This is a genomic window from Chryseobacterium antibioticum (genome assembly GCF_012927325.1).
Lineage (GTDB): Bacteria > Bacteroidota > Bacteroidia > Flavobacteriales > Weeksellaceae > Chryseobacterium > Chryseobacterium antibioticum.
In genome coordinates, this window is record NZ_JABBGI010000012.1 from 50985 (window position 1) to 72447 (window position 21463).

The 21463-nt window shown below is 37.4% G+C and carries 18 protein-coding genes; 9 read left to right on the forward strand and 9 right to left on the reverse strand.

From position 1 onward, the window contains the following. Nucleotides 1-23: 23 nt before the first annotated feature. The 6 genes from paaC to HHL23_RS10785 all read right to left on the reverse strand — a co-directional run bounded on the left by paaC (nt 24) and on the right by HHL23_RS10785 (nt 5482). Nucleotides 24-773 carry a 1,2-phenylacetyl-CoA epoxidase subunit PaaC gene (gene paaC / locus HHL23_RS10760; RefSeq protein ID WP_169234810.1) on the reverse strand — a complete coding sequence of 250 codons (750 nt, stop codon included), beginning with the start codon at nt 771-773 and terminating at the stop codon, nt 24-26. An 85-nt stretch (nt 774-858) separates the two neighbouring features. After that, nucleotides 859-1140 (reverse strand): 1,2-phenylacetyl-CoA epoxidase subunit PaaB, encoded by a 282-nt coding sequence (gene paaB, locus HHL23_RS10765; protein WP_039364405.1) that lies wholly within the window; start codon nt 1138-1140, stop codon nt 859-861. A gap of 109 nt (nt 1141-1249) precedes the next feature. After that, nucleotides 1250-2188, reverse strand: coding sequence for a 1,2-phenylacetyl-CoA epoxidase subunit PaaA (gene paaA / locus HHL23_RS10770; RefSeq protein ID WP_169234811.1), 939 nt, complete (start codon nt 2186-2188; stop codon nt 1250-1252). A 96-nt stretch (nt 2189-2284) separates the two neighbouring features. Next, nucleotides 2285-3370 carry a 2Fe-2S iron-sulfur cluster-binding protein gene (locus HHL23_RS10775; protein WP_169234812.1) on the reverse strand — a complete coding sequence of 362 codons (1086 nt, stop codon included), beginning with the start codon at nt 3368-3370 and terminating at the stop codon, nt 2285-2287. After that, nucleotides 3370-4686 carry a phenylacetate--CoA ligase family protein gene (locus HHL23_RS10780; RefSeq protein ID WP_169234894.1) on the reverse strand — a complete coding sequence of 439 codons (1317 nt, stop codon included), beginning with the start codon at nt 4684-4686 and terminating at the stop codon, nt 3370-3372. The genes HHL23_RS10775 and HHL23_RS10780 overlap by 1 nt, the downstream gene beginning before the upstream one ends. 166 nt (nt 4687-4852) lie before the next feature. Continuing rightward, entirely contained in the window at nt 4853-5482 is a 630-nt protein-coding gene (locus HHL23_RS10785) for a TetR/AcrR family transcriptional regulator (RefSeq protein ID WP_317174685.1), read from the reverse strand. Nucleotides 5483-5888: 406 nt separating this feature from the next. Between HHL23_RS10785 and clpB the strand changes: the two genes are divergently transcribed. The 9 genes from clpB to HHL23_RS10830 all read left to right on the forward strand — a co-directional run bounded on the left by clpB (nt 5889) and on the right by HHL23_RS10830 (nt 15876). Next, nucleotides 5889-8483 (forward strand): ATP-dependent chaperone ClpB, encoded by a 2595-nt coding sequence (clpB, locus tag HHL23_RS10790; RefSeq protein WP_169234813.1) that lies wholly within the window; start codon nt 5889-5891, stop codon nt 8481-8483. Nucleotides 8484-8825: 342 nt separating this feature from the next. Next, a complete protein-coding gene (locus HHL23_RS10795) occupies nt 8826-8981 on the forward strand; it encodes a hypothetical protein (RefSeq protein WP_169234814.1) in 156 nt (51 codons plus the stop codon). 270 nt (nt 8982-9251) lie between these two features. Further along, a complete protein-coding gene (locus HHL23_RS10800; protein ID WP_169234815.1) occupies nt 9252-10253 on the forward strand; it encodes a zinc metalloprotease in 1002 nt (333 codons plus the stop codon). Between the two features lie 180 nt (nt 10254-10433). Beyond that, entirely contained in the window at nt 10434-10973 is a 540-nt protein-coding gene (locus tag HHL23_RS10805; RefSeq protein ID WP_169234816.1) for a hypothetical protein, read from the forward strand. Between the two features lie 35 nt (nt 10974-11008). Then, nucleotides 11009-11662: a DUF6962 family protein gene (locus HHL23_RS10810; protein WP_169234817.1), complete on the forward strand. Its 654-nt coding sequence runs from the start codon at nt 11009-11011 to the stop codon at nt 11660-11662. Continuing rightward, complete coding sequence (locus tag HHL23_RS10815; RefSeq protein WP_169234818.1) at nt 11638-12423, forward strand: sensor histidine kinase; 786 nt, start codon at nt 11638-11640, stop codon at nt 12421-12423. Before HHL23_RS10810 ends, HHL23_RS10815 begins: the two co-directional genes overlap by 25 nt. Continuing rightward, nucleotides 12420-13061, forward strand: coding sequence for a response regulator transcription factor (locus HHL23_RS10820; RefSeq protein ID WP_169234819.1), 642 nt, complete (start codon nt 12420-12422; stop codon nt 13059-13061). The genes HHL23_RS10815 and HHL23_RS10820 overlap by 4 nt, the downstream gene beginning before the upstream one ends. A 260-nt stretch (nt 13062-13321) precedes the next feature. After that, complete coding sequence (locus tag HHL23_RS10825) at nt 13322-14338, forward strand: zinc metalloprotease (protein ID WP_169234820.1); 1017 nt, start codon at nt 13322-13324, stop codon at nt 14336-14338. Between the two features lie 533 nt (nt 14339-14871). Further along, entirely contained in the window at nt 14872-15876 is a 1005-nt protein-coding gene (locus HHL23_RS10830; protein WP_169234821.1) for a zinc metalloprotease, read from the forward strand. A gap of 52 nt (nt 15877-15928) precedes the next feature. Here the strand turns inward: HHL23_RS10830 and HHL23_RS10835 are convergent, their stop codons facing one another. The 3 genes from HHL23_RS10835 to HHL23_RS10845 form a co-directional block, all read right to left on the reverse strand. Then, entirely contained in the window at nt 15929-17794 is a 1866-nt protein-coding gene (locus HHL23_RS10835) for a M1 family metallopeptidase (protein WP_169234822.1), read from the reverse strand. 294 nt (nt 17795-18088) lie between these two features. Beyond that, the gene (locus HHL23_RS10840; RefSeq protein ID WP_169234823.1) at nt 18089-18916 is read right to left on the reverse strand and encodes an endonuclease/exonuclease/phosphatase family protein; all 828 of its coding nucleotides are present in this window, start codon (nt 18914-18916) and stop codon (nt 18089-18091) included. Nucleotides 18917-19222: 306 nt separating this feature from the next. Continuing rightward, entirely contained in the window at nt 19223-21421 is a 2199-nt protein-coding gene (locus HHL23_RS10845) for a M1 family metallopeptidase (RefSeq protein ID WP_169234824.1), read from the reverse strand. Between the last annotated feature and the right edge of the window lie 42 nt (nt 21422-21463).

A 21463-nucleotide genomic window follows, 5' to 3' on the forward strand; every position in this document is an offset into this window, starting at 1 on the left:
CTGCTAGATTGTTACATTTAGAATTACCACGTACATCCCGGATATGCTCTCTGCATATACTGAAGCTCGCAGAGGATAAATCCGAAATATTCTGTATGATATCCTGTTCTTGATTTTGGCTGCATGAAAGGATTTGCCGGATATTCCAGTCTATATTCTGCAAAATCTTTTTCTGTGATGGCTACAAAGTCTTTGTATAGTTCGTCCACATTCGGAGCGATGTTTAATGCTATCAGATCATCCTCTCCTTCCACTTTGGCAAATAATCCTTTTGTGTATTCCCAAATATTGTCAAGAGATTTCACCAAACGTTCACGGCTTTCTTCTGTTCCCTGAGCGAAAATTTTCATCCAGGAAGAAGTGTGTGTATAGTGATACCTCACTTCTTTTAAAGATTTCTGAGCCAAAGCAGAAAGTTCTTCGTCTGCTGAATTTGATAATGCTTCGTACATCAATTTCTGATATACGGAGAATACATATACTTTAAGAATAGTTTGCGCGTAATCTTCATTCGGAAGTTCAACCCAATGTGCGTTTACATATTCGTGCTCGTATCTTAAGAAGGCTAAATCATCTTCGCTTTTACCGTTATCCGCCACTCTTGATGCATACACATAAAAGTTATTGGCCTGACCAAGTTCATCCAGTGCGATGTTTGTCAATGCAATATCTTCCTCTAAATAAGGACCTTCACCACACCATGCAGACAGTCTTTGTCCCATGATGAAGCTGTCATCAGCAAACTTTAATAAATAATTATATAATGGGTTCATTGTTTAATAGATTTAAAGACGAAGAGACAAGAGATAAAGAGATTTTAAAGTCTCATATCTACGGTCTATTAATCTTGTGTCTTAATTACATGTTTTTTACATCATTAGGAATATCGTAGAATGTCGGGTGACGGTATAATTTGTCATCTGCCGGATCAAAGAAAGCTTCCTTGTCTACTCCTTCTGAAGTCACAATATATTTACTTGGAACTACCCAAACAGAAGTTCCTTCTTTTCTTCTTGTGTAAACGTCTCTTGCATTCTGCAAAGCCATTTCTGCGGTTGGCGCCTGTACTATTCCTACGTGTTTGTGAGATAATCCCGGTTTAGTCTGAATAAACACTTCCCACATATCTAAATTTGCCATAATTAAAATTAATTTAACAATGTATCAATCTAACCATTTACCAATGATGAGATTCTTCGTTTTGCTCAAAATGATAAATTGATTGTTACATTTTTATATTGGTATATTGTTACATTGAAATTTTTTCCTGTTTCTCTGCAAAAGCTATCGCTGCTTCTTTTACCCAAAGGTTTTCCTGCTGCGCTTTTACTTTGGTCTGTAATCTTTTCTTATTACAAGGTCCGTTTCCTTTTAAGATTTCCATGAATTCATCCCATGGAAGTTCTCCGAAATCGTAATGCTGTCTTTCCTCATTCCATTTAAGATCTTTATCCGGCATGGTTAATCCTAAAAATTCAGCCTGAGAAACCGTAACGTCAATAAATCTCTGGCGAAGGCTGTCGTTACTCTCTCTTTTTACTCTGTAATTCATAGAGATTTTAGAGTTGGGTGAGCTGTCGTCATTCGGGCCAAACATCATTAAAGCCGGCCACCAGAAACGATTTAACGAAGCCTGAGCCATTTCTTTCTGTTGTTTTGTTCCACGGCAAAGCGCCATCAGAATTTCGTAGCCCTGTCTTTGGTGGAAAGATTCTTCTTTACAGATTTTCACCATCGCTCTTGAATAAGGACCGTAAGAATTCCCCATCAACATGACCTGATTCATAATCGCTGCACCATCAACCAACCAACCGATGGCACCGATATCTGCCCAACTCAATGTCGGATAGTTGAAAATACTTGAGTATTTCGCTTTTCCTTCCAACATATCATCATAGGTCGCGTCTCTGTCCGCTCTGATGGTTCCGTTTCCTAAAGTTTCGGTTGCAGAATACAGATATAAACCGTGACCTGCTTCATCCTGAACTTTAGCTAAAAGAGCCATTTTTCTTCTCAATGAGGGTGCTCTTGAGATCCAATTGGCTTCCGGCAACATTCCAACAATCTCAGAATGCGCGTGCTGTGAAATCTGGCGAACCAACAGTTTTCTGTAATCATCGGGCATTACATCCTTTGGTTCTACTTTATTTTCGTCGTGTACGTACTGTACAAATTTTTCTAAATCCATGATTAAAATTTTACAAATTTTAAAATGTAACAATATATCAATCTAACAGTCTAGCAATAATTGGTACATTGATAAACTGGTAAATTGTTACATTAATTATACGTCATAATTAAGCATCACCACATTCGTAGTCGGGTGACATTGACATGTCAGAACGTAACCTCTGGCTACTTCGTCCTCGGTAAGCGCGAAATTTTTCTCCATGAAAACTTCTCCTTCCAAAACCTGCGCTTTACACGTACAACAAACTCCTCCTTTGCAAGCAAAAGGTACCGGAAGATTGTCTTTCAATGCTTTATCTAAGATACTCTCTTTTTTAGAATTAAGGTGGAACGAATATTCATCATCGTCAATAATGACCGTTACCATACTCTCCAAATTGGCAATGGCCTTAAATTCATCACTCATTTCTTCAGAATTCTCTTCGTCAGGAGCTGTGAAATATTCAAATAGAACCTGAATGGCAGGTACTTTTTTATCTTTCTTTAAATAATCAGAAATACCTTTAATCATTTCTGCAGGTCCGCAGATGAAATAAGTGGATTCTTTTACATCAATGTCTGTATATCTTTCAAATAACTGCTCCAGTTTCTCAGCAGAAATTCTTCCTTCAAATACAGGATCTTCATGCTTTTCACGGCTCACTAAATAAATCACTTTCAATCTCCCTTTGAAGTGCTCTACCAACTTATCAATCTCAGCTCTTTTCATCACATGATTCATGCTTTTGTTGCTGTAGAAAAGATAAGCGCAGCTGTTTGGCTCCTGATAAAGACTTTCCTTAATGTTTGATAAAACAGGGCTAATTCCACTTCCTGCCGCTAAACCTACGTAGGTTTTCACATTGGTAGGATGATAAGAAGTATTGAATCCCCCCATTGGAGGCATTACTTCCAGCACCTCGTCCATATGAAGATGCTCATTGAAGTATCCGGAAACTTTACCACCTTCCAAAAGCTTTACCAGTACTTCCAGTGTATTGCTTTTTTCGCTTGGAGCGTTGCAGATAGAATAAGAACGTCTTTCTTCATTCCCGTTGATCATCATACGGAAATTAAGATACTGCCCCTGCTTGAACCTGAATTTATCCTTCAGTTCCTCAGGAACTTCTACTGCTACGTTCACCGCATCAGGAGTGTCTTTCTGAACTCTTACCGTTTTAAGTTTATAAAATGAATTCATTATTTTTTAAGTATTCTATTAATTTTTCCGCCTTCGCACTTCGGCAGGCTGTCCTGGGCATGAATTTTTACTTTCGTGGTAATCCCTACCCTCTTTTTTATTTCGTTTTCTATGTTTTTCCCAAAGTTGCCGACAAAATTAAAATAATCATCGGTATCTGCATGTATTTTTTGATCTTTCACCAATTCATCATCAATTTCTACATCAATATCCAGTGCTACACACATCTGCTCTTTTTCAATGGGAGTCAGGTAATAGTTGGGAACCACTCCTTTTACATGAGAAAATGCTTCTTCGATCTGGCTTGGATACACGTTCACTCCTCTTACGATCAGCATATCATCTGCTCTTCCTTTGATCGGTCTCATCTTCACCATGCTTCGTTTGGCGTTGTCATCATAATAGAGACTGGTGATATCATTGGTCCAGTAACGTAAAAGTGGCATTGCTTTTTTCGTTAAAGTGGTGATCACCAAAACACCTTCTTCCCCGAAAGGAACCGGCTGTTTAGTAATCGGATCCAAGATTTCGGGATAAAAATGATCTTCCCAGATATAAGATCCTCCCTTTTCTTCAAAATCCTCCATGGAAACTCCTGGGCCGATAATTTCACTTAATCCGTAAATATTCGTTGCATGGAGACCCAGTCTTTCTTCAATATGGCTTCTGATAATCTCTGTCCATGGCTCTGAACCTAAAACAGCATATCTCAGACTGATTTCTTCAGCAGTAACTCCTCTTTTTGCAAATTCATCAGCGATGGTTAATGCATAAGACGGAGAACAGCAGATCACTTCAGGCTTAAAATCAATAATCAGGTCTACTTGTCTGGCTGTCATTCCTCCTGAAATAGGAAGAACGCTCATCCCTAATTTTTCTGCTCCATAATGAAGTCCCAATCCGCCTGTAAAAATCCCATATCCATAGGCATTGTGTAACTGCATTCCCGGTCTTGCTCCCGCTGCATATAATGATCTGGCCACTACTTCACTGAAAAGATCAACATCTTCTTTCGTGTAACCCACCACGGTAGGTTTTCCCGTTGTTCCGCTTGAACAATGGATTCTCTGCAGTTCATCCTTCGGAACGGTAAACAATCCGAACGGATAATTATCCCTTAAATCCTGTTTGTAAGTAATCGGAAGTTTCGTGATATCCTCAATCGACCTTATATCTTGTAGAGATATTCTTGATTCATTAAATTTCCCTCTATAAAAATCTGATCTCTCTTCAAGATAGCCGACCAAATCTGTCAACCGGTCGGACTGAAGCAGCCTCAACTGGTCGAGCTTTAAATATTCAACTGAAAAATCCATATCCTTACTAACTAACATTTGTTAGGTGTAAATTTAAAAAGAATTTCAATCCTGACCAAATATTTATGACTTTTGTCACATTTTGAATGATTCTAAATAACAAATTGCTTCCTCAGCCGGTAAACCTGAGCTACGAGAGCTTTTGTAAATTTTGTGGTAAAAAAAATTATTGTTTCTGATTTCCCAATAAACCGTAAAGAAGCTTTGCTCTTATTTCGTCGGTGATTTCGGTAGTCGATTCTGTATTTCTTTTGAACCAGAAATAGGAATTATTAAGGGTATGAAGGATGAATCTTGTGGTAAAAGTTGGTGACTGTAGTTCCCAGTTTTCTGCTTTGTAGATTTCAGAGATGAGCTGCTCTACTTCATTCTGATAATTTTTCCTCAGTTCTATGAATTCGGGAAGCCTTTCTTCAAGATGCCTCCATTCATTAGAATAGATGTGGGTAACGTCCCGGTTTTGAAGAACTACAGATAAATGCTTATCCAGAAATAGGTTCAATTTATCTTTTGGAGCAATATCTATACTTTTTACTTCCTGAAGTTCATCAAAAAATTCCTGGGCAATTCCAAAGCAGATCCATTCCAAAATTTCTTCCTTTGAACGGATGTGAGCATACAACGATGCAGCTTTGATATTAAGCTTTGTGGCCAGATCTCTTACTGAGCTGCCCATATAGCCTTTCTCCTTGAAAAGCTCTACTGCTACGTCTAAAATTTTTCTTTGTTTTTCTTTAAGCTCCATCTGGTAAAATGCAAAAGTAATTATTCTGAGGTTAATACGTCTATTTAACACTATGATTTTAAACACAGAAGCGAGAGTTTTGTTTAACTATCCCATCAAATCTTCAATTTGCCACCCTTCTTTTCCCGTTAAGTTTATGTAAAGAAGCGATGAAAGACCTCAATCTTCCCTTCTTTCGATTCTGTATTTTTTCTTACACTGACGGTTTTTCCATTATTTCAAAGCAAATATCAAAGAATCGGAAATTTTGTCAAGTTAATTTACCGTTAAAAATAGATATTCGGAAATTTCGTCTTCTTTTTTTGTAAATTTAATAATTGAACAATTTTTGCGGTAAGGTAATCGATTAAATGATTAAATAATGATGGCATTAAGAAACTGGGCCTTAAAATTTAGTTTCTTGATGTCTTTTTAAAAACTGAGCCAAAAACAAATTATTACAAAAAACATAAAAAATATGAACTTAAACCAATATACTGTAAAATCACAAGAAGCCATTCAGGCAGCTCAGCAGACTGCTATGGAATTTGGTAATCAGAGTATCGAACCACAACATATACTTGAAGGTATTTTTCAGGTAGATGAAAATATTTCACCTTTCTTATTAAAAAAATCTGAAGCAGATGCCAATTTGGTAAGAGAGCGCAATCGTGAAAATATTGAGAAACTTCCAAAAGTAGAGGGAGGCAATATTTACCTTTCACAGTCAGCGAACAAAGTTTTGCTGGATGCGCCCAATATTGCAAAAAAAATGGGCGATGAATATGTAACGATCGAGCATTTATGGCTGTCATTACTGGAAACTAATTCTGAGGCATCTAAAATGCTTAAAGATATGGGGGTCACCAAAAGTCTTTTGGAAGGGGCCATTAAAGAATTAAGAAAAGGAAGCAAGGCTACTTCTGCCAGTTCGGAAGAGACCTATCAATCCTTAAATAAATACGCTAAAAACTTCAACGAACTAGCAGCAGAAGGAAAACTGGACCCGGTGATCGGGCGAGATGAAGAGATTAGAAGAGTGCTTCAGATTCTTTCGAGAAGAACTAAAAACAATCCGATCCTTATCGGGGAGCCCGGTGTTGGTAAAACGGCCATCGCTGAGGGAATTGCCCACCGTATTATTTCGGGAGATATTCCTGAAAACCTGATGGACAAAACTTTGTACTCATTGGATATGGGTGCTTTAATTGCCGGGGCAAAATATAAAGGTGAGTTTGAGGAGCGCCTGAAATCTGTTGTGAATGAAGTGATCAAATCAGAAGGACAGATCATCCTATTCATCGATGAGATCCATACTCTGGTAGGAGCCGGAGGCGGTGAAGGAGCAATGGATGCAGCGAATATTCTTAAACCTGCTTTGGCAAGAGGTGAATTGAGAGCGATTGGTGCTACTACTTTGAATGAATACCAAAAGTATTTTGAAAAAGACAAAGCACTGGAAAGACGTTTCCAGAAAGTAATGGTGGAAGAACCGGATACGGAGTCTGCCATTTCAATTCTTCGGGGTATTAAAGATAAATATGAAGCTCACCACAAAGTAAGAATCAAAGATGAGGCAATCATTGCTGCGGTAGAAATGTCTCAGAGATATATTTCAGACCGATTTTTACCGGATAAAGCGATTGACCTTATCGATGAAGCTTCGGCTAAGCTGAGAATGGAGATCAATTCGAAACCTGAGGAACTTGATGTTCTGGACAGAAGACTGATGCAGCTGGAAATTGAATTGGCCGCTATTTCGAGAGAGGGCAACCAGACCAAAATTGATCATTTGAAAGAAGATATTTCAAAAATTTCTGAGGAAAGAAATGAGATCAATGCTAAATGGCTGAAGGAAAAACAAAAATCTGAGGATTTAACGCAGATTAAAAAAGATATTGAATCTTTGAAACTGGAAGCAGAAAAAGCTTCAAGAGCAGGAGATTATGCGAAAGTAGCAGAAATTCAGTACGGCAAAATAAAGGAGAAAGAAGATGCTTTGCAAAAACTGGAACTGGAGATGCAAAATCATCAGAATGAATTAATTAAGGAGGAAGTTACTTCTGAAAATATTTCTGAAGTGATTGCCAAATGGACGGGAATTCCTGTAACCAAGCTTATTCAGTCTGAAAGAGAAAAATTATTGAATCTTGAGGGGGAACTTCACCATCGTGTCGTAGGACAGGATGAAGCAATCGGAGCCGTGGCAGATGCCATCAGAAGAAACAGAGCCGGATTAAGTGATGATAAAAAACCCATCGGATCTTTCTTATTCCTTGGAACTACCGGTGTCGGTAAAACTGAGCTGGCAAAAGCTCTAGCAGAATACTTATTCGATGATGAGAATAATATGACGAGGATCGATATGAGTGAGTATCAGGAAAGACACAGCGTTTCAAGATTGGTAGGAGCTCCTCCGGGATATGTAGGATATGATGAAGGCGGGCAACTTACGGAAGCGGTACGAAGAAGACCTTATTCTGTAATTCTTCTAGATGAAATTGAAAAAGCGCATCCGGATGTTTTCAACACCTTGCTGCAGGTTTTAGATGACGGACGTTTGACAGATAATAAGGGACGTGTGGTGAATTTTAAAAATTCGATCATCATTATGACTTCGAATTTAGGTTCACACCTGATTCAGGAGAATTTTGAAAATATTACAGAGGAAAATCAAGACCAAATCGTCAGCAAAACCAAGGATGAGGTTTTTGATCTTCTGAAACAGACCTTGCGTCCTGAATTCCTGAACAGAATTGATGAGGTGGTACTGTTTCAACCTCTAAACAAAAAAGAGATCGGAAAAATTGTTCAGTATCAGTTGAGAGGGTATAATGATATGCTAGGCAAACGTAATATCATTATGACCGCTACTCAGGATGCTGTAGATTATCTGATGAATAAAGGATATGATCCTTCTTTCGGAGCAAGACCTCTGAAAAGAGTAATCCAGCAGGAAGTTTTGAATAAATTATCAAGAGAGATTCTTGCGGGAACCGTTAATGACGGAGACAGAATCACTTTGGATTATTTCGAAGAAACCGGTTTGGTTTTCAGACCAACCGATCAATAAGTAGTTTTTTTCATATATATTATTTTTGTAAGTAAGTGATGCAGCCCAATCTGCATCACTTATTTTTTTTACATCAAATTTTATCTATACACAGTGATATATTTGTATATTTAGAGAACCAAACAAATTAATAACTAAATAAAATCAGTATGAAAAAGCTAAAAAGAAGCTCACTAAAAACTATTTTGGGAGGAAAAATTGACTGTCGATGCAGCATATTAATTTACCCTGATGGCTCTACCAGCGGAACTTGTGCCACAGAACAATGTTCCCAAATCAACATCAATTGCGGACAACTTGAATGTCGCCCTAACCTTATTGATTAACCCATAAAATCATTGTATGAAAAAGTTAAAAAGAAATGATTTAAAGAAAATCAATGGTGGAATTAATCCATTTTCAGAAATTGACTGCTCGGTTGATATGTCCTGCCCTACCGGGCTTTGCTGTTCAACAGGATATATCTGCAGGGATTGGAAAAGGTATCCTTGCATCTAACCCATCAACCGGAGAAAAATTTTCTCCGGTTTTTTTTGCTTTTAACATCAATTATTATTTTTCGAGGAATTTCTAAAGATATAGTCTATCAATTTAATATATTAATAGAATGGTTAAAATATTTCAATAAAATAAATAATTTGATGAATAATTTAAATTTCAATAAAATATCATATTAGCAATAAATAACGTTAAAATATTAAATAATAATCAGCCAATACATATTTTTCATACATTTGCGACACATTTAAACCACAAACCAATAATATTATGAAAAAAGCAGTATTAGGAGTATTGATTACTCTTTTTGTGTCGTGTAACAACGAATCCGAAAATCTCGGCTCCGAAAACACAACTCCGGATCAGCCTGCCATGGCAGATAAAACAGCAGCTATTTGCGGCTCAGATCTGGTACGACAAAAATTCCTTTCAGAAAACCCTGATGCAGCACAGCGCATGTTTCAGATCGAAAACAACACCGCAGATTATATTGAGCAAAAGAAAGTGGGTAAAGTACTGCCTGACGGCAGCGTGGAAATCCCGGTTATTTTCAATGTCCTATACACCAATTCAACGAATAATGTATCTGATGCAAGAATCAACTCGCAGATCGATGTTCTGAACAAAGCTTTTGCTTCAACTCATGTTAATGTTTCCAATATTCCTGCTGCATTCCAGCCTGTGAATGCCGGAGATACAAAGATCAAGTTCAGACTGGCTCAGATCAACAGAAAATCTACGACTACCTCCAACTGGGCTCCTAATGATAATATGAAAAAATCCTCAACAGGAGGAATCAATGCTACAGACCCTTCTAAATACCTGAACATCTGGGTAGTAAACTATATGCCATACCAAACCGGATACGTACTTGGATATGCCACTTTCCCTGAATCTGCAGGCCTTTGGAATGACGGAGTTGTCATGATGGACGAATATGTAGGTGAAGGCGGACCGGTTGCAACACACAATAAAGGAAGAGTAACGGTACACGAAGTAGGACACTACCTTAACCTTAGACATATCTGGGGTGATGCTAACTGTGGAAATGACCTTGTAGACGATACTCCACAACAGATTACCAACCACAGGGGCGTACCTTCTTATCCTAAAATGGAAACATGCGGCGGAGTATCCCGCTCTACCATGTTCATGAACTATATGGATTATTCCGATGAAACTACCTTATTCATGTTTACAAAAAAACAAAACGACAGAATGCAGGCTGCCATTTCTGTTAACGGTCCAAGAGCCGGATTGAGATTATTATAAAAGTAACAATCATAAAAAACAACAGGGTCCTCAAATTATTTGGGGACCTTGTTGTTTTATATCCTAATTTACAATCCGTAAAAACACGGAAAATTAAGGGGGGAAAAAACACATGCCAATTCACATAAAAAAACACGAAATTTGCGCTACTAACTAACATTTTTTTATAAAACTAAGATTATGAAACCAAAACCAACTTTAGAAGCCGGGAGCCTTGAAGCTGTTTCAAGTACAAATACGATTGACTCAGGGCTTGTTCAGAAGTTAATTGCCAATTACAGAGACAACCAGATGCAGGCAGTCAATAAAGAATTGGGAATTACTGACTCACACGCGATCTGGTTTGATCTTCCTAAACTGAAAAAATTCATTGCATGTATTGAGGATGAAGCTGCAAAAGTAAACCCTGACGTTTCTGAACAAGACCTGGGTATCAGATTCTATTATGCAGCCTATCCAAAAGCGGAAGACTGGGGTATTATGGACAGTCATCCTGTAGAAAGAGAATATGCAGAGAGACACACCCTGGTCATGATCCCTACTTTAAAGAAAGAAGATGAAACAGGTGAAATGCTGCACTATGATTTTTGTCCTTTAACTTCCGGATCCACACTGGCCATGGCAGGAAAAAGAGCTGGAGAAACTCCTCCCGAAACCATTGCAGAAAACCACGGAACATTATCTCCACCACACGATACAAAAGTTGAGCAATTCCCTTAATTTAGTCAATAATTTATTTTTACCTTACACTACACATGACTGATTTTCAGAAGATACTTCAGGAGTCCCTGATCTGGACCGAAGGACTCGCTGCCATCATATCACTTATTTACTATAATCGTAGTAATAAAGACCGGTATTGGAAGTATTTTTCTATCTATCTTATCATTATGTTCTTGTCTGAAGCCATAGGAAAATGGGGGCATCTTTTTATAGAATATGATAAACCTAAGTTTTTCAATTATTTCGTAATTCCTATTGAATTTCTGTTCTTTTACTGGCTCTATGCTGCAAAGTCACTGGGAAGGCCAAAACTTTTCTATACTTTATCACTCTTGTATCTGTTATCATTTTTACCCAGCGAGATATTCTTTACGACTAAAAAAATAATTTTCTCTTTCAATTATACCTTTGGGTGTCTTATGTTAATGGTGCTGGTTATTATGGAATACTATAAACAGATTAATTCAGCTGAAATTTTAAACTTTAGCAAAAACAAAATGTTTTATATTAATTTAGGTGTTACTTTATTCTATATCGGAACCTTGCCTTTTTGGACATTTTTCAGTCTTTTAGCTAAGTATAAAGAACTGTGGGATATGTACTTCAATTATTTTCTGATATCCGGAATTACAATGTACCTTTTATTTTCAATTTCATTCATATGGGGAAAACGGAGCTCATCATAACGATCATTCTTTTCAACATTTTCTTTGTGTTGTTTGTAGCTGCTGTAATGGTATACATCAGAAAATACAAGCAGCGCAAGAAAGAGTATATGAATGAGATTGAAATAAAAAATGAAATTCATAAACGGGAGCTTCTGGCCACCCAGCTTGAAATTCAACAGGCAACGATGCAGCAGATTGGACGCGAACTTCATGATAATATTGGTCAGAAACTGACATTGGTAAGCCTCTATACCCAACAGCTTCTCTATGAAAACAGGGTTCCCGAGGTAAGTGAAAGAATCGATCAGGTTTCCCAAATCATTAACCAGTCGCTGCAGGACCTCAGAAGCCTTTCAAAAACACTGACAGACGATAATATAACCCAAAAGGAAATTGTAACTTTGATTCAGGAAGAAGTAGACAACACCAATACTTTCAAAAGATGCAAAGTCACTTTTAACCACAACTTTAATCAGCTTGATTTGGGATTTGCCCATAAAAATGTATTGCTCAGGATCACGCAGGAGTTTATACAGAACAGCATCAAACATGCCAACTGTAAAAATGTTTTCATTAACCTGAGTACTTCAGAAGACGTATTATGGGAACTTGATCTCAGGGATGACGGCATCGGATTCGACAGTACTCAAATAAAATCCACCGGCATTGGCCTGACTAATATGAAAAACAGAGCGGCTATTATAGGAGCTGATTTCACTTTTGAAAGCCAGAAAAATAACGGAACTACCCTCAATATTATTTTAAAAAAACAGCTATGAAAAAAACAATAGTGATCGTAGACGACCACATTCTTATTGCTAAAGCATTAGAAGGAATCATTGGTAATTTTAATGAATTCGAAGTGATCTACGTATGTGAAAACGGCAAAGACCTGATCGATAAGCTTGAAAATAACAGTAAAATTCCTGATATCGTTTTGTTGGACATCAGTATGCCCATCATGGACGGCTTTGAAACAGCTGCATGGCTTACACAAAACCATCCGGGTATTCAGGTGATGGCTCTCAGTATGCAGGGCGATGACAATAGCGTCATCAAAATGATCAAAAACGGAGCAAAAGGCTATTTACTGAAAAACACCCACCCAAAAGAACTGGAAATTGCATTGACGAAATTAAATTCGGAAGGATTCTTTTATCCGGAATGGGCCTCAAAAATCATCTTCTCCAATCTGAACAAAGACAAGGAAATGGAAAGCGCCGTAAGAATTTCAGACCGCGAAAGAGAATTTCTTAAATATACAGTCACTGAACTGAGCTATAAGGAAATTGCAGACAGAATGTGCTGCAGTCCGAGAACTGTAGAAAGCTACCGGGATCAGTTGTGTGATAAATTGGACCTGAAAACCCGTGTAGGACTGGCTGTTTTTGCTATTAAAAACGGTTTTGCAGGCTAGCGACAAAAGAGAAGTTAAACTTAAAAATATCAACCGATTTAAACAGTTTATTTAATTATTTTCAATCAATACAAATTAAAAAAGTAAATAATTAAACACACATCAGTGATATGATTAAAATTCAACCAAAACAAATAAAAAGTAAATAATACTCAACAAGAAAGCGTATTGAGTGATAAATATTTAAATATTTGCATAAATATTTTGTTTTTTAATTTTTTATAATATAAATTTGGAGACCAAACCATTAACGATATATTATGAAAAAGCTATTTTTCGGAGCTCTTATATTGAGCTTTATGTCTGCCTGTAACAATGATAGTCTTTCCAATCAGGAAGATGCATCACAGGACCCGGGTACAACTCCCGGCATGCTGGCATCAAAAAGATCCTGTCCCTCTGACCTTATTAGAGAAAAGGCCCTTAAAAATGATCCTGCATTAAGAGCCAGATTTGAAGCTAACGAATTACAGTCTGACAACTTTTTAAGAGACCTATCGATGGGAAGGGTTCTTGCAGACGGAACCGTTGAAATTCCGGTGGTCTTTAATGTGATCTATAACACCACTTCCCAAAATATTTCTGATGCAAGAATTGCAGAACAAATCGCAGTATTGAATGCTGATTACAGTGCTACAAATTCTGATATTAGTAAAATACCTGCAGCATTTCAACCTTCTGCAGCCGGAAATGTAAAAATCAGCTTCAAACTGGTAGCAACCAACCGTAAGCAAAGCACAAAAACAGGCTGGAGATCTGATCTGGAAGAAATGAAAAAATCAACTACCGGAGGTATTAATGCTACTGACCCAACCAAAAATATGAATATCTGGGTGGTTAATTCCATCCTTGATGAGAATAGCCAACCAGGAACGTTAGGATACGCCTACTATCCTGAATCTGCCGGATTATGGTATGACGGTCTTGTAATTGGCTATCAGTATATAGGAAAAACAGGTGCTTCTGCTCCATTTAATTTAGGAAGAACAGTTACACACGAAGTGGGTCACTATTTAAACCTACCTCACCTTTGGGGATCATCCAATACAGGATGTCAAACAGATTACTCTAATGACACCCCTACTTCTCCTGGCCCTAATTACGGAACACCATCATATCCTCTAAACAGAGTTTGTGGAGGAGTAAGCCGTTCTCAAATGTTTATGAATTATATGGATTATGTAGATGACAAAGCTATGTTTATGTTCTCTGCCAATCAAAAAACCAGAATGCAGGCTGTAGTGGCTGCTGCTGGCCCAAGAGCAGGACTAAGATAATACACATCCAAATTAATTTTACATAAAAGAGCCTGAATTTTTTGTTCAGGCTTTTTGTTTTATATGATCCGATCCTGTTTTACAAGTAGAGTCTATAAAGATAATCTTGGTTAAAATAATGGAAAACCTATAAATAAATTACAGATAAAAAATACAGTATTAGAATAAAAAAAACGATTAATTATTCCCAGATGACCAGATAGGACAATATATGAACGAAGTATTTTTAGTCATCTTGCTTTACAGAATCAAATTACAACAATAAATATTTTACTAACAATCCAACAATAACTAGAAAAATTTAATTTGAAATTTCAATAAATCAAAACTACATTAAAATAAAAAGGAAAATTAAGTATTTTTTTCAACAAATCATAATTTGATTAAAAATCAATATTTAATCAAAATACATGCGAAACAAACAATGATTAAACGGTAATGTTGAAATATTTATACTAAAAAATCAAAAATACCTTGCATAATAATTTTTAATAATATAAATTCACCATCTGAAATTATATAAATAGAAGCTTATGAAAAAATTATTATTTGGAGCCATTGTACTAGGTTTCATGTCAGCTTGTAACAGCGACAACATGACAAACCAAAGCGAAAACCCTGCAAAGGAAGACGTATCTTCAGCCGACATGTTCAAAAGGGGTTGTGCCTCTGAAGAAGTAAGAGAGGAAGCATTAAAAAGCGATGCTCAGCTTAGACAAAAGTTTGTAACATTAGAAGCGAATACAGAAAAATTCGCTAATGAATTAAAACTTGGAAAAGTTCTCGCAGATGGTACTGTAGAAATTCCCGTTGTTGTTAACGTATTATATAAAACTACTGCAGAAAACGTATCTGACGCAAGAATAGCAGAACAAATTGACGTATTGAATGCTGACTTCACAGGAACGAATAGTGATGCCAGTAAAATCCCAGCTGAATTCCAGACAGTAAGTGCTGGTGATACGAAAATAAAATTCAGATTGGTAAATACAATAAGAAAAGCTACAAGTAAGACAAGCTGGGCAACCAATGATGATATGAAGAAAGCCTCTAAAGGTGGAATTGATGCTACAAACCCGGCAAATTACCTTAATATCTGGATTGTAGGTAAAATGACAAGCCAGGGAAGAACTATTCTTGGATATGCTACATTCCCTGAATCTGCAGGATTATGGAATGACGGTGTAGCTATTGCCGCTCCATATTTTGGAAAAACAGGAGCAGCTTCACCATTTAATTTAGGAAGAACTGCAACACACGAAGTAGGACATTATTTAAATCTTAGACACATTTGGGGAGATGCAAGCTGTGGTAATGATCAGGTTACAGACACTCCTACACAAACTACTGCGAATTATGGAAAACCAACGTATCCATTATACAACACATGTAGCGGTGTTCAAAGATCTGTTATGTTCATGAATTATATGGATTATGTGGACGATGCAGCCATGTTCATGTTCTCAGCAGGACAGAAAGCAAGAGTTCAATCGGTAGTTGCTTCTACAGGAGCAAGATCCGGATTAAGACTTTATTAAAATTTAAATTGATTTCAATAAAAAGCCTGAATGAAAATTCAGGCTTTTGCTTTTATAATGCTCTCGTATTATTATCAGGCGTATAATCCATAAAAATATCTCCATCCAAAGTCACCGATTTGACTTTCTTTTTGATAGGCACCGTAATATCCGTCTGTTTCTGATTTTTTTCCCAAAGCACTGGAGAGAAGTGAAGCTTCTCAAAAGATCCGTCTGCATAATTTAAAACCGCATCAAACGGAATGGCGAATCCGCCAACATTATCTACATTCACTGTAAGAAGATCATTAAGCTGTGAAGCACCGGTAATTTTTAAATCAATATAATTATTGGTATAAAACCAGTTTTGAAAGAACCAGTTCAGGTTTTTCTCCGAACCTGTATTCATAGAATTAAAATAATCCCACGGCACCGGATGCTTTCCATTCCAGTTATCCATATAGTGCAGAAGTGCTTTTTTAAACAATTCATCTCCTAAATAGTCTTTCAATGCAAGATAAGACAGGGATGCTTTCACATAAGAATTGTTTCCATACCCTGCACCACTCACCTGCGTACTCATTGTAATAACAGGTTGGTCCTGCTCAGCAGAAGGGTCATTAATCCATTTTTTTACCCTGAAGTTTTTATAGAATTCTTTTGCAGCCGCTTCACCGTTTTCATCAATCCCGATTAGATATTCAAGGGTAGTTGCCCAGCCTTCATCCATAAAAGCGTAACGGGTTTCGTTGATTCCCATATAAAAAGGGAAATAGGTATGGGCGATTTCATGATCTGCCGTCAGTCTCGCATCCCGAAGATCATCAGGAATACTGGTATCATTGATCATCATTGGATATTCCATATCTGCATACCCCTGAATGGCGGTCATTACATTATAAGGATATTCCACACCTGGCCATTTCCTGGAAAACCAGTCCAGATTATAGCGCATCCAGTCTACATATTGCTCAAAATCTTTTGCTCCCGTCTTATAAGCTGCCTGAACACTTGCTCTTTTTGTTTTCAGCTGAACGCTTGCTCCATCCCAAACATAATGACTGCTTAACGCAAAACAGAAATCTGTGATATGGCTGGCTTTGAATTTCCAGATATTCCATTTATTCTGCTTCGTTACTTTTCCGGCTCTCATTTCCTGCTCAGACGCAATATGCATGACTTTATCACTTTTGAGAGACGCTTTATATCTTTTTAAATATTCTGGTTGAAGTACGGCATCAGGATTCAGAAAATCACCGGTGGCCCATACTACAAAATTCTTCGGAGCAGAGATAGCAAAATTATAATCATTAAAATCATTATAAAACTCCTGTCTGTCCGAATGAGGAAGCATATCCCAGCCGTTGTAATCGTCATACACTGAAATTCTGGGGAAAGAATAAGCAACATAAAAGGTTTCAGGATCTATTTGTCCTTCTCTTCCGCTCTGTATGGAAAGCGGGTATTCCCATTCTATTTTCACCTCAGCTTTAGCTCCACCTTTAATAGCTTTATTCAGTTTTACTTTTTCTACGGTTCCCCAGTCGTCACTGTTTACGTTGTACTTCTCTCCATTTACGATAAATGATTTGATGTGCAGACCGGAAGACAGAAAGTCTTTGGATACGGAACCTGATCTCGGTGACTGTGGTTTATGAAGGTTATTCACAAATCTGATCGCCAGCTCATGAAGTTCATCCGGACTGTTATTGCTGTATGTGATCGTTTCTTTTCCCGAAACCCTTTTGCTTCCGGCATCTACTTTCACCTCAACATTATAAATTCCTTTATTCTGCCAATAATTTTTACCGGGAGCACCGGAAATATCCCGGGTTCCTTTTTCATAGGCTTTTTTAATATTTCTCGGCATATACAGCTCCTGTGCAGCGATTGGCTGCATCGAAACAGTCACTACCAGAGCATAAAGAAATCGTTTCATATCTCTACTTTTTAAAAATAAGTATCAAAATTAGCGAAAATGTAACACTAGGCGCCTATTTCTTTTATAATAATGTTTTATGAATAGCAGTTTTTTATTTTTCCGAAAGGAAGATGAGTGGCAGTTATTAAACCCCGCTTCTATCAATTTCTAAAATTATCCGCTCTTCCCCAATTCCACTTACACCTAGCTCTGCTGTTTTCTTAATCGCTTTACAACTTCCCCAACAATAAAAAATCCAACCCTCAAAAGAAATTGGATTTGAAATTGATTTTCCGGTAAACCGATCCTGAATTAAAAAGAAAGCTCCGCTAATATAGGAAAGTGGTCCGATGGATACAGCAGATTTTCTCTTCTGTCGTTGATATGTCTCTGGGATTTTATTTTGAACCCTTTCACGAAAATATAATCGATTCTGTCTTTAGGAATTTCATTAATGTTGAAAGCTGTAAATGTCCCTTTCGGTCCGTAAGGTTTTGTTTCAGAATGATAAAAACTGTCATTTAAATTCTGGGAAAGGATTTTTATAGGCTCAGAATCTTCTGTTAAATTGAAGTCACCACTTAACGTTAAAGGAAGATTTTTAGAATTGATCTCTTTGATCTTCTTCAAAATAAGTTCGGAAGATTTCACTCTTGCCACATTTCCGATATGGTCAAAATGAAGGTTCATCGCCAAAAATTCTTTCTTTGATTTTTTATCTTTAAAAATGGCATAAGTACAGATTCTGTTAAGTGCTGCGTCCCATCCTCTCGAAGGCTTTTCGGGTGTTTCAGAAAGCCAGAATGTCCCGGATTTTATTACCTGAAGCCTATTGGTATCATAGAAAATAGCCGAAAACTCTCCTTTTTCCTTTCCGTCATCCCTTCCTACTCCTACATACTCGTAGTTCTTAAGGCTGGCCTTAAGAACTTTCATCTGCTCGGGAAGTGCTTCCTGAACTCCGAAATAATCGGGATGATAATAATTTAATAAATCCACTACATCCTGTTTTCTTTCTGTCCATGCATTTTCCTTATCAGACGCTACCTGCAGCCTGATATTAAAGCTCATTACTTTAAGATCCTGTGAAAACCCCAGTGCAAAAAACAGTAAGGATAAGATTGAAAATCTGAAATTCATAACCATATGTTTAACTTAGAATAACAAAAATAGAATATCCTGATGAGAGGTAATGAAAGTTGAGGATATATTATTGTTAATTTATGGAGGGAAGATGGAAGTTCATATAGCCGAAAGAAGTAATTAAAGGTTGTTTTATACCTATTTAAATTTATTCATTCTTATCAATGAATCTAATTATCGAATGAAGAACTAATAGAACTTCCATCTTCCGGCTCCCCTCTCCTTCCAGTTCTTTTCCAAACAAAAAAAAACCGAAACTTCATAAATCTGAAGTTTCGGTTTTTTATAAGGTCAATATACCATTTATTCTTTGGTAAATTTGTATTCTCTTCCGGCTTGTTTAAAGACAAGATCCTTTTTGTCCTTGCTAAATGCCAATGTTATCCCGGCTTCACTAAAAGTAAACTGATTGTCTCCTGTATATTCAAGAGGAAACTCCGGCTGGTTTCCAGCTTTGAAATAAAGCTGACCGTTTTTATCGGTAAAAACCAATTTGATTGCATCACTTTTAGTCCCGTATGTTCCTGCAAAATCTTTTGTATTAACTTTTTCAACAGTTTTTGGTTGTTCTGAAGGCCAAATATTATTTTTCATATTCACATCAGGAACCATAGATTCAGGATCCAGCATTACCTCATTAATTTCTTTATTTGAATTCACTTTCAATGTCCATTCTGTATTACGTTTCCAGACTTCAACCGGGATTTTGAATACCTGTTTTGTTCCGTCTTTAAATTTCGCCTGAACAACTGTAGGCATAGGCAACTGACCTAGATTCTCAACAGTAATCTGAGCACCGTTTTTAAAGTCGCCATTCACATATTTCACATCTTTTACAGACTGATCGATCTTCCATTTATTGATAAACCATCCTCGCCAGAACCAGTTCAGTTCTTCTCCTGAAACGTTTTCCATCGTATGGAAGAAATCCCATGGTGTAGGATGTTTGAAAGCCCATCTGTCGACATAGGTTTTGAAAGCTTTGTCGAATTTCTCAGGACCTAAAATGGTCTCTCTTAAAATCTGCAGTCCCATCCCCGGCTTAAAGTAAGCCAAAGCTCCGATACTTCTTTCCTTCATATTATCAGGACCTACCATGACCGGCTCAAGATTATCGCCCATCATAAAACCTCCGGCTCTGGCAATATTTTTCTTGGTATAATATTCTCCGTTGTTAAAAGCCTTTGTAGATAATTCATTGATAAAGGTATTGAAGCCTTCATCCATCCATGCAAACAGTCTTTCATTTGAACCTACGATCATAGGGAACCAATTGTGCCCGAATTCGTGATCTGTAACTCCCCAAAGGTCTTCTCCTGCGGAATTCATATGACAGAACACAATTCCCGGATATTCCATTCCGCCTTCATTTCCTGCTACATTCGTCGCGGCCGGATAGGTGTATTCATACCATTTTTGAGAATAATGCTCGATTGCTGCTTTTGTATATTCTGTAGACCTGCCCCAAGCTTTTTCGCCTGCACTTTCTGCGGGATAAGCTGATATAGCTACAGATTTTTTACCGCTTGGAAGATTTATTTTTGCAGCATCCAGGATAAATGCCGGTGATGAAGCCCACGCAAAATCACGGGTCTGATCTATTTTAAATTTCCATGTTTTTGTCCCTGAAGCCTGGTTTTTCCCGATTTCAGATTCCGGACGGATCATAACCGTTTTATCACTATTTCTAGCCTGCTCCCAACGGTTGTTTTCTTCCTTGCTGTATACCTCTTTATAATTCAAAAGATCTCCTGATGCTACAACGTAATGATTAGCCGGCACTGTAATATTCGCAGAAATATGCCCGTACTCCAGATAAAACTCTGATGCTCCAACATAAGGCAGCGTATTCCACCCCATTACATCATCATACACGCACATTCTTGGATACCATTGGGCTACCGTAAATATTTTTCCGTTTTTCGTCTTCTGCACTCCCATTCTGTCAGATCCGTATTCGGGAGAGATAAAAGAATATTCAATTTTGATTTTGGCAATACCTCCTTTAGCTTTTAATTCTTTGGGAAGATCGATCTGCATTCTGGTATCAGTCACTGTATATCTAACGTCTTTACCGTCAAGCTTTACAGATTTAATTTTGTATCCTCCTTCCAACTCTTCCCCATGAGCTCCGTTTCTGCTACCAGATGCAGGAACTACTGCGTTACCGCGGGAATCTTTTGCAAATAAATTCTGGTCAAGCTGCAGCCATAGAAAGCCCATTTGATCAGGACTGTTATTGGTATACGTAATGTCAGCCGTTCCGGTAATTTCATTTTTAGCTTCGTTTAAGCTTACATTCAGATCATAATCTGCTGAATTCTGCCAGTAAGCATGTCCCGGCTGTCCGCTTGCAGAACGAGTTTCCGTTCCTGTCTGTGGGTAAAAGAAGGGTTTGAACGCTTCTACATAACTGTATTTTGGAGTATCCTGAGCTAAAGCAGATCCCGAAAAAAGGAAAACTGCTGCCGCTGCTATCAGGCCTGGAAGTTTATAATTCATTGGAAATAATTTATAATATTTCTATGATAAGTTACAAAAGAT

Excerpts from the sequence above, each read along its gene's own strand:
- paaC (WP_169234810.1), bottom strand. The coding sequence starts at position 773 with ATGAACCCATTATATAATTATTTATTAAAGTTTGCTGATGACAGCTTC.
- paaB (WP_039364405.1), bottom strand. The coding sequence starts at position 1,140 with ATGGCAAATTTAGATATGTGGGAAGTGTTTATTCAGACTAAACCGGGA.
- paaA (WP_169234811.1), bottom strand. The coding sequence starts at position 2,188 with ATGGATTTAGAAAAATTTGTACAGTACGTACACGACGAAAATAAAGTA.
- HHL23_RS10775 (WP_169234812.1), bottom strand. The coding sequence starts at position 3,370 with ATGAATTCATTTTATAAACTTAAAACGGTAAGAGTTCAGAAAGACACT.
- HHL23_RS10780 (WP_169234894.1), bottom strand. The coding sequence starts at position 4,686 with ATGGATTTTTCAGTTGAATATTTAAAGCTCGACCAGTTGAGGCTGCTT.
- clpB (WP_169234813.1), top strand. The coding sequence starts at position 5,889 with ATGAACTTAAACCAATATACTGTAAAATCACAAGAAGCCATTCAGGCA.
- HHL23_RS10795 (WP_169234814.1), top strand. The coding sequence starts at position 8,826 with ATGAAAAAGTTAAAAAGAAATGATTTAAAGAAAATCAATGGTGGAATT.
- HHL23_RS10800 (WP_169234815.1), top strand. The coding sequence starts at position 9,252 with ATGAAAAAAGCAGTATTAGGAGTATTGATTACTCTTTTTGTGTCGTGT.
- HHL23_RS10805 (WP_169234816.1), top strand. The coding sequence starts at position 10,434 with ATGAAACCAAAACCAACTTTAGAAGCCGGGAGCCTTGAAGCTGTTTCA.
- HHL23_RS10810 (WP_169234817.1), top strand. The coding sequence starts at position 11,009 with ATGACTGATTTTCAGAAGATACTTCAGGAGTCCCTGATCTGGACCGAA.
- HHL23_RS10815 (WP_169234818.1), top strand. The coding sequence starts at position 11,638 with ATGGGGAAAACGGAGCTCATCATAACGATCATTCTTTTCAACATTTTC.
- HHL23_RS10820 (WP_169234819.1), top strand. The coding sequence starts at position 12,420 with ATGAAAAAAACAATAGTGATCGTAGACGACCACATTCTTATTGCTAAA.
- HHL23_RS10825 (WP_169234820.1), top strand. The coding sequence starts at position 13,322 with ATGAAAAAGCTATTTTTCGGAGCTCTTATATTGAGCTTTATGTCTGCC.
- HHL23_RS10830 (WP_169234821.1), top strand. The coding sequence starts at position 14,872 with ATGAAAAAATTATTATTTGGAGCCATTGTACTAGGTTTCATGTCAGCT.
- HHL23_RS10835 (WP_169234822.1), bottom strand. The coding sequence starts at position 17,794 with ATGAAACGATTTCTTTATGCTCTGGTAGTGACTGTTTCGATGCAGCCA.
- HHL23_RS10840 (WP_169234823.1), bottom strand. The coding sequence starts at position 18,916 with ATGAATTTCAGATTTTCAATCTTATCCTTACTGTTTTTTGCACTGGGG.
- HHL23_RS10845 (WP_169234824.1), bottom strand. The coding sequence starts at position 21,421 with ATGAATTATAAACTTCCAGGCCTGATAGCAGCGGCAGCAGTTTTCCTT.